Origin of the sequence: Carboxydocella sp. ULO1, assembly GCF_002049255.1 — a bacterium.
Classification (GTDB): domain Bacteria; phylum Bacillota.
The window spans coordinates 1-7,194 of the sequence record NZ_BDLQ01000062.1 but is presented as its reverse complement, the minus strand read 5'-3'; the positions used below and the strand labels follow the sequence as shown (position 1 = coordinate 7,194).

5 protein-coding genes and 1 pseudogene are annotated in these 7,194 nt (G+C 49.0%); 5 read left to right on the top strand and 1 reads right to left on the bottom strand.

What is annotated here, in order from left to right:
- Positions 1 to 321: pseudogene (locus ULO1_RS09120) on the top strand (DDE transposase); the annotation flags it as partial.
- Between the two features lie 861 nt (positions 322 to 1,182).
- On the opposite strand, the gene ULO1_RS09115 reads toward ULO1_RS09120, so the two are convergent.
- Positions 1,183 to 1,527: a helix-turn-helix domain-containing protein gene (locus ULO1_RS09115; protein ID WP_079933430.1), complete on the bottom strand. Its 345-nt coding sequence runs from the start codon at positions 1,525 to 1,527 to the stop codon at positions 1,183 to 1,185.
- Positions 1,528 to 1,748: 221 nt separating this feature from the next.
- Between ULO1_RS09115 and fdhE the strand changes: the two genes are divergently transcribed.
- The 4 genes from fdhE to sdaAB all read left to right on the top strand — a co-directional run.
- Complete coding sequence (gene fdhE / locus ULO1_RS09110; protein ID WP_143325441.1) at positions 1,749 to 2,426, top strand: formate dehydrogenase accessory protein FdhE; 678 nt, start codon at positions 1,749 to 1,751, stop codon at positions 2,424 to 2,426.
- Entirely contained in the window at positions 2,420 to 5,401 is a 2,982-nt protein-coding gene (gene fdnG / locus ULO1_RS09105; protein WP_079933428.1) for a formate dehydrogenase-N subunit alpha, read from the top strand. Before fdhE ends, fdnG begins: the two co-directional genes overlap by 7 nt.
- Before the next feature lie 2 nt (positions 5,402 to 5,403).
- Positions 5,404 to 6,681 (top strand): Ig-like domain-containing protein, encoded by a 1,278-nt coding sequence (locus tag ULO1_RS09100; protein WP_079933427.1) that lies wholly within the window; start codon positions 5,404 to 5,406, stop codon positions 6,679 to 6,681.
- 84 nt (positions 6,682 to 6,765) lie between these two features.
- Positions 6,766 to 7,194, top strand: a 429-nt coding sequence (gene sdaAB / locus ULO1_RS09095) for an L-serine ammonia-lyase, iron-sulfur-dependent subunit beta (RefSeq protein WP_079933426.1), incomplete at its 3' end; no start/stop codon positions are given.

The window sequence follows — 7,194 nt, the reverse complement described above, 5'->3', positions numbered from 1 at the left end:
AAGCGATACGGAATCAAGTGTCAGGGAATGGAACAGTGTTCAGTTAGTCAGGGAATACGTATACCGCTAGCGGAAAACCGACGGATATTCACGCCGATCGACCGGGCAAGTTATAAGTGGGAAAAAGAATATAAAAAACGCACAGCAGTAGAACGGGTAAATAGCAGACTCGATGTATCCTTTGGATTCGAACTGCATACCATTCGGGGCATGGCCAAAATGAAGCTGCGGTGTGGACTGGCCCTGTGTGTTATGCTAGCAATGGCGATAGGGCGAATTCGGGAAAATCAGGCAGAGAAGATGCGGAGCCTAGTAGCTTAAAAAGGAGAAGAAAAGCATCTCTAATATGGGCAAAAAGTTACAGGCCGGATGATTAAGAAGTCATTTTAGGGCTAGTGGGATTAGTGCGCCCTTTTTTAGGATTTAAAAAAAGAGAGATAGCGTTATCCTTGCTAAACAACTGAATGATAATGTTTAAAAAATTTATTTATAATATTTTTAGCAATTTTCATTCTGAAAAAGGGTACATCACAAAAAGCATTTTTAAAGGAGTTTCTTGACGAATGGGCTTTTGAACTTCTTCCAGTAAGAATCTTTGTCCTTTGCATAAGACAAAAAGCTCTCCGCTTAGAGTTTCGCGAACTTCGACTCGCGTTTTAACTGGGATAGTTTGTTTTGAGCTATTCGTTACAATTTTATAAATTTTGCCTTTGTATGATATTGTTTCGCCTTGGTGGACAGTGCGCCTTTCGCAGTAGCACAGGATATATTCAAGAGATTGTCCTTCGCCTAAATGAACAAATGCACTTTCCGGATCAGAGGTTGGACTGTAAAAAACTGGTTATGCCTCCTGATTAGTTCTGGGAGAACCTGTTTGCTTCTTCAATAGAGTTGATATTATGAAGTCGCAATTCTACCATCCAGCAATCTTGTAGTGTGCCAAAGAGGCGTTCGATTTTTCCTAGGCTTGAGGAGAAAGGGCTTTAATATGGGTTATACCAATCCTGCACTTCCGTATCCTCACGTGGGCGAAAAACTGCTGAGACAATTTCTCCAGTAGCATCGTCAATAGCTGCAATTAGAGTGAAAGGTGCAGACCGGTCTTCAAGCCAAGGATGAAAGCTACCATCTATTTGGACCAACATACCTGCCTGAGTTTTTCTGTTCCTTGGGCGATGAGCTTTAGGAGGACGTCTTTTTCTTAGGTGGAAGATTGGATTCGCAACGAATTCTGCGAATAGTAGAGGGGCTGACAGTAATCCCCTCATGCTCGGCTAGTAATTGGGCTAAATGATGATCATTGCAGTTGCGGTAGCGTTCGCTTTTGAGAATGTTCTGGATAGTATTTCGCAGCTCATTTGATAAAGCATGTGCCGGTTTTCGCCCGCGGTTTTTATGGATAATTCCGGTTTCTCCCTCCTCCAAGATTCTTTTTTTAAGGCGAAAAACCTGGCGAGTACTTAAATTCAGTTCGATTGCAGCTTCGTTAGCTGTGATAAGTCCTTGGATATGTTTCATAATTACCATGTAACGCTTCAATTTTTTTTTGCCATAGTGATTCTCTCCTGTTCCATAGTGACATTTTATCAGAAGCGTTACAATATAACAATATCACAGACGTACGACAGTTTTATTTTTGTCTTGACAAAACTTTAAAATCCAGAGATAATGAGAATGAAAATCAATCTCTTAGAAAAGGGGAGGGAAGAAAATTGTTCAGCCTTATTTCACATACAGGAAAAGAGTTCATGCAAGAGCTTGTGGCTTTACAGGCAAAGCAGGCTGCTGTTATTCAAAGTGAACAGCTATCTGGGGAAGAATTTATCATTTTTTGGCAAAAAGTGGGGCGGCTGTTGCTAAAAACGGACAAAAAACATGCTGAAATCATTGCACATCTGCTGGAAAGGGGTGAGGAAGTCTATAGATCTCTTCTGAAGACAGAGACTCCTGACCATATCCCGACTGAGCTAATCGGCAACTGGATCGAATGGACTTTACGGCCCTGGTATCTGGCCAAAGGCAGAAAAACAACTACTGCTAAAGACCATAAGTGCCCGGTTTGTAATTGCAGCGCTGATCTGGCCATTTTAGAGGCAGCCGACGGGAAGAAATATCTGGCCTGCAGCTATTGTGAGGTGCGCTGGCCCGCTCCCAGGCTGAAATGTCCCGCTTGTGGCACAACCGACCATCAACATTTAGGCTATTTTTTTGTCAATAATGCACCAGAACAACAAATTCACTATTGCCAGCAATGTAAGACTTATATAAAAACCCTGGATTTAAGACACTGTGCAGCTATGAAAGAACTGCCAGACCTGTTGTTAGTGCGGCATCTGTTGTCCCATCTGGATGTGCTGGCACAAACCAGGGGATATACCGGTCTGGCTGAGAAAATCACCGGCTTGGAGGGGAGAAAAATATGTTAATCAGCCGCAGGAGATTTTTGCAACTAATCGGGGTTTCGACAGCGGCCACTTTAATTTCCGGTTTGGAGTTTCTGCAACCGGATACCGCTAGCGCCATTAGCATCAAATTGACTGATGCTGTTGCTACGCCAACCATTTGTTCCTTTTGTTCAGTTGGCTGCGGGCTGCTGGTTCATACCAAAATAAAAGACGGTGTACCAGCACTGATTAACATTGAAGGAGATCCTGACCATCCCATTAACCGGGGGTCTGTTTGCAGCAAAGGAGCAGCCTCTTTTCAAATCAGGGAAAATAGCCGCAGAATTACCACTCCCCTTTATCGGGCCCCGGGGAGCAATGCCTGGGTGGCCAAAGACTGGAACTGGATGCTGGACACTATTGCCAGTCGGATAAAAACCCTGAGGGATGAGACTTTTATAGAAATGGAAAATGGCCTGACGGTGAACCGGACTGAAGCCATTGCCTGTCTGGGGGGAGCGGCCCTGGATAATGAAGAAGCCTATCTGCTCACCAAATTCATGCGGGGGCTTGGGGTAGTTTATTTAGAACATCAGGCCCGGGTTTGACATAGCTCAACTGTTGCCGGTCTGGCAACAACTTATGGCCGTGGGGCTATGACCAATCACTGGATTGATTTGCAAAATACCGACTGTGCTCTGATAATCGGCAGTAATGCAGCGGAAAACCATCCGATCGCCTTCAAATGGCTAAATGAAGCCCGGAGAAAACGGGGAGCTAAAATAATTCATGTTGATCCTCGTTTCAACCGAACTTCAGCCCAGGCTGATATTTACATAAAACTGCGGCCTGGGACGGATATCGCCTTTATGGGCGGGTTGATCAATTATGTTCTTACCGGAGGCTATTATGACCGGGACTATATGCTGGCTTACACCAATGCTGCTTATCTGGTCAATCCTGGCTTTAAATTTGAGGATGGGCTGTTTAGCGGCTATGACCCGGTGAACCGCAGCTATAACCAGGACAGCTGGAGCTTTCAACGGGATGCCGCTGGCAATATTCTTACCGATCCTACCCTGACCAATCCGGCTACCGTCTGGCAGCTTTTAAAACAGCATTATTCCCGTTATACTCCGGAACGGGTGGCGGCTACTTGTGGCATGACGGTGGAGGAATTTTTGCAGGTGGCTTCCCTTTTTGCCGCCACGGGGGCCCGGGATAAGACGGGGACCATTCTGTATGCCATGGGGGCAACCCAGCACAGTGTAGGCTCACAAAATGTCCGTTCCTATGCCATTTTACAGCTGTTGCTGGGGAATATCGGTAAGCCGGGGGGAGGCATCAATGCTCTGCGGGGTGAATCCAATGTTCAGGGCTCTACTGATCTGGGCTTGCTCTATGACAGTTTGCCGGGCTATCTGGCCTCCCCCACCAGCAGTCTTAAACACCAGAACCTCACTGAATACAACAAAAATGAAACTCCGGCGCAGGGGTACTGGGTGAATAAACCCAGGTTTATGGTCAGTTTGCTCAAAGCCTGGTATGGCCCAGCAGCGGTTGCGGAGAAGGACTTTGCTTATCATTATTTGCCGAAGCGAAATGCAGCCAAAAACTATTCCTATATCAACCTCTTTGAAGACATATATGAGGGCACCATCAAAGGCCTGCTTTGTTTTGGACAGAATCCGCTGGTATCAGGGCCTAATGCCGGGAAAACTGCCAGAGCCCTGGCCAAACTGCAATGGCTGGTGGTAGCGGATTTGTGGGAAACGGAAACTGCTGCTTTCTGGAAAGCTCCGGGGGTAAATCCAGCAGAAATCAATACTGAAGTCTTTATCTTGCCGGTAGCAGCGGCGATTGAAAAATCAGGCTGCATCACCAATTCCGGGCGCTGGCTGCAATACCGCTGGCAAGCTTTAAATCCCCCGGGGCAGGCCCAAAATGATGCCTGGATCGTGCATAACCTCTGTTTAAAACTAAAAGGCCTCTATGCTACCAGCCTGCAGGCTAAAGATGAGCCCATTCGACAACTATACTGGCCTTATGGTGCTGCCGGGGAACCGGACCTGAATCAGGTGCGGCTGGAAATGAACGGCTATACTGTGGCGGACGGAATGCCGGTCAGCGGGTTCAGTCAGCTCCAGGCCGATGGCTCTACCGCCTGCGGGATCTGGATTTATTCCGGTTTCTATACGGCAACAGGAAACAAGAGCCAGAACAGAAACAATGTGGATGATAGCGGCATAGGCAGCTACCCGGGCTGGGGTTATGCCTGGCCTGCCAATCGGCGCATTTTGTATAACCGGGCAGCCGCGGATCCACAGGGCCAGCCCTGGCATGCCGATAAAGCCGTAATCTGGTGGGATGGCCTGCGCTGGACCGGCAAAGACGTGCCTGACTTCAATGCCAGTCTGAGCCCGACAGCTGCAGGAGGCAACAAGCCCTTTATCATGTTACCGGATGGGGTAGGAGCTTTGTTTGGCAAACTGAAAGACGGGCCATTCCCCGAGCATTATGAACCCTATGAAAGTCCGGTAGCCAACCAGTTTTCTTCAGTACAAACCAATCCGGTACTTAAACCTCTGACCACTGCTTTAAATGCCAGGGGGACATCCAGTGCCTATCCCTTTGTTGCCACTACCTACCGGGTGTCGGAACACTGGCAAACCGGGGCCATGACCCGCAACTTACCCTGGCAGGCGGAGCTGATGCCGGAGATGTTCGTAGAAATCAGTGAAACTCTGGCAGCGTCCAGGGGAATCGCTAATGGAGACTGGGTGATTGTCTCTTCCGCCAGGGGAGAGATCAAGGCCAGGGCGCTGGTTACAAAAAGGGTCAAGCCCTTGCCGGTAAATGGTCAGTTGATAGAACAAATTGGCCTGCCCTGGCACTGGGGCCACCAGGGCGTTGTAACCGGGGAAATGGCCAATGTGCTCACGCCGAATATAGGTGATGCCAACACCATGATCCCGGAATATAAAGCATTTCTGGTTAACATCAGGAAGGTGGTGTAACCATGGCCAGAATGGGAAAATTCATCGATTTGAGCAAATGCCTGGGTTGCCGTGGTTGCCAGACTGCCTGCAAGCAATGGAACAATTTGCCGGCGGAAATTGAGGGCTTTAGTGGCAGCTATCAGACTCACCGGGATACTTTGCCCCGCACCTATACCATTGTCAAAATGAAAGAAATTGAAGAAAATGGCAAGCTGGAGTGGCATTTTCGTAAACATCAATGTCTGCATTGTGGTGAACCCACCTGTGTCCGGGTGTGTCCCCATAAGGCGCGCAAGCAGATGCCTGAAGGCGCAGTTTACCGGCAGGGGGGTTGTCGCGGTTGTGCCTATTGTGTGGTAAAATGTCCCTTTGGCGTGCCCAAAATCGGCAGCGATAAAAAGAGCTACAGTTGCTGGCTCTGTTATGACCGCATTACCAATAATCTGAAACCGGCCTGTGCCACCGCCTGTCCTACCGGGGCCATCACATTTGGGGTTTGGGATGAACTGGTAAACCAGGCCAGAACCCGACTGGGGGAAGTGCTTTCCCGCTGGCCGAAAGCTAATTTATACGGGGCAGATTTTCTGGGGGGTACAGGTGTGTTCTACCTGCTCTTACGGGAGCCGGAATTTTATGACCTGCCGGTTAATCCCCGGGTACCAGCGCCGGGAAGCTGGTATGGTTCTGCCAATAGCACCCCCGAGTGCTATACCTGTCATGACAGTGAGCCGGTAGCAAATGTTATTCACCCTGCTGAAGGGCAGACTGTTTCCGGGACTATTCAAGTAACTGCCTATGCTGACAGTCAGCAGACAATTACCAGGGTAGAATTCTACCTGGATGGAGCGTTGATTGGGACAGCAACCGGAACTCCTTATACTATCAACCTGGATACGACCCGTTACAGTAATGGTCTTCATACTTTGAAAGCCAAACCTTATACTGCCATTTCCTCTGGCGAGAGCAAAACTACTACCTTCTACATTCAAAACACTCAGCCAGCTCCTGGTTCGGCACCTGATACCACTCCGCCCAAAGTAAGTTTTCTGGTACCTGCTGCCAATAGTTCTCTGAAAGGGACTGTAGTAGTGAAGGTTAGTGCTACGGATAATGTGGCTGTAGCCAAAGTGGAGTTGTATGTCAGGGACCAGCTGGCCGGGGTCAAACTGGAAGCTCCTTTTGACTTTACGCTGGATACGAGCAAATATCCCGGCGGGAAAGCCACACTGAAAGCAGTGGCTTATGATAGTGCTGGTAACAAGGCCTCTGCCCAGATCAATGTGAAGTTTACTCGCTAGCCAGGGTTTCCTGGCTTTTTTCTTGCCTCTGCTGTCTTCCTGGGGTAAACTACAAATGGGGAATTTTACGTGGGAGGAACAAGGATGAACATTTTCGATATACTGGGCCCGGTCATGATCGGGCCTTCCAGTTCTCATACCGCCGGAGCGGCCCGGATTGGACGCCTGGCCGGGATTATTCTGGGCGAACCGCCCGTTAAGGCGGATTTTTACCTGCACGGCTCCTTTGCCGAAACCTATCTGGGCCATGGCACCGACCGGGCCCTGGTGGGTGGCCTGCTGGGCTTTGACACTGCCGATGAGCGAATTCGCCAGTCCCTGGAGCTTGCAGAAGAGGCAAAAATCAAGCTGGCCTTCCACAAAACCGATCTGGGGGATGTGCACCCCAATACCGTCAAGGTGATAGTGCGGGGACAAAGCGGTAAGGTGGTGGATCTGGTCGCCTCCTCCATCGGCGGGGGCAACATCCGGGTGGTCAATCTGCTGGGCTTCCCGGTGGATTTTTCCGGTCAG

What these genes read in the sequence shown, in the direction of transcription:
- ULO1_RS09115 (WP_079933430.1), bottom strand. Translation starts at nt 1,527, where the DNA reads ATGGTAATTATGAAACATATCCAAGGACTTATCACAGCTAACGAAGCT.
- fdhE (WP_143325441.1), top strand. Translation starts at nt 1,749, where the DNA reads ATGCAAGAGCTTGTGGCTTTACAGGCAAAGCAGGCTGCTGTTATTCAA.
- ULO1_RS09100 (WP_079933427.1), top strand. Translation starts at nt 5,404, where the DNA reads ATGGCCAGAATGGGAAAATTCATCGATTTGAGCAAATGCCTGGGTTGC.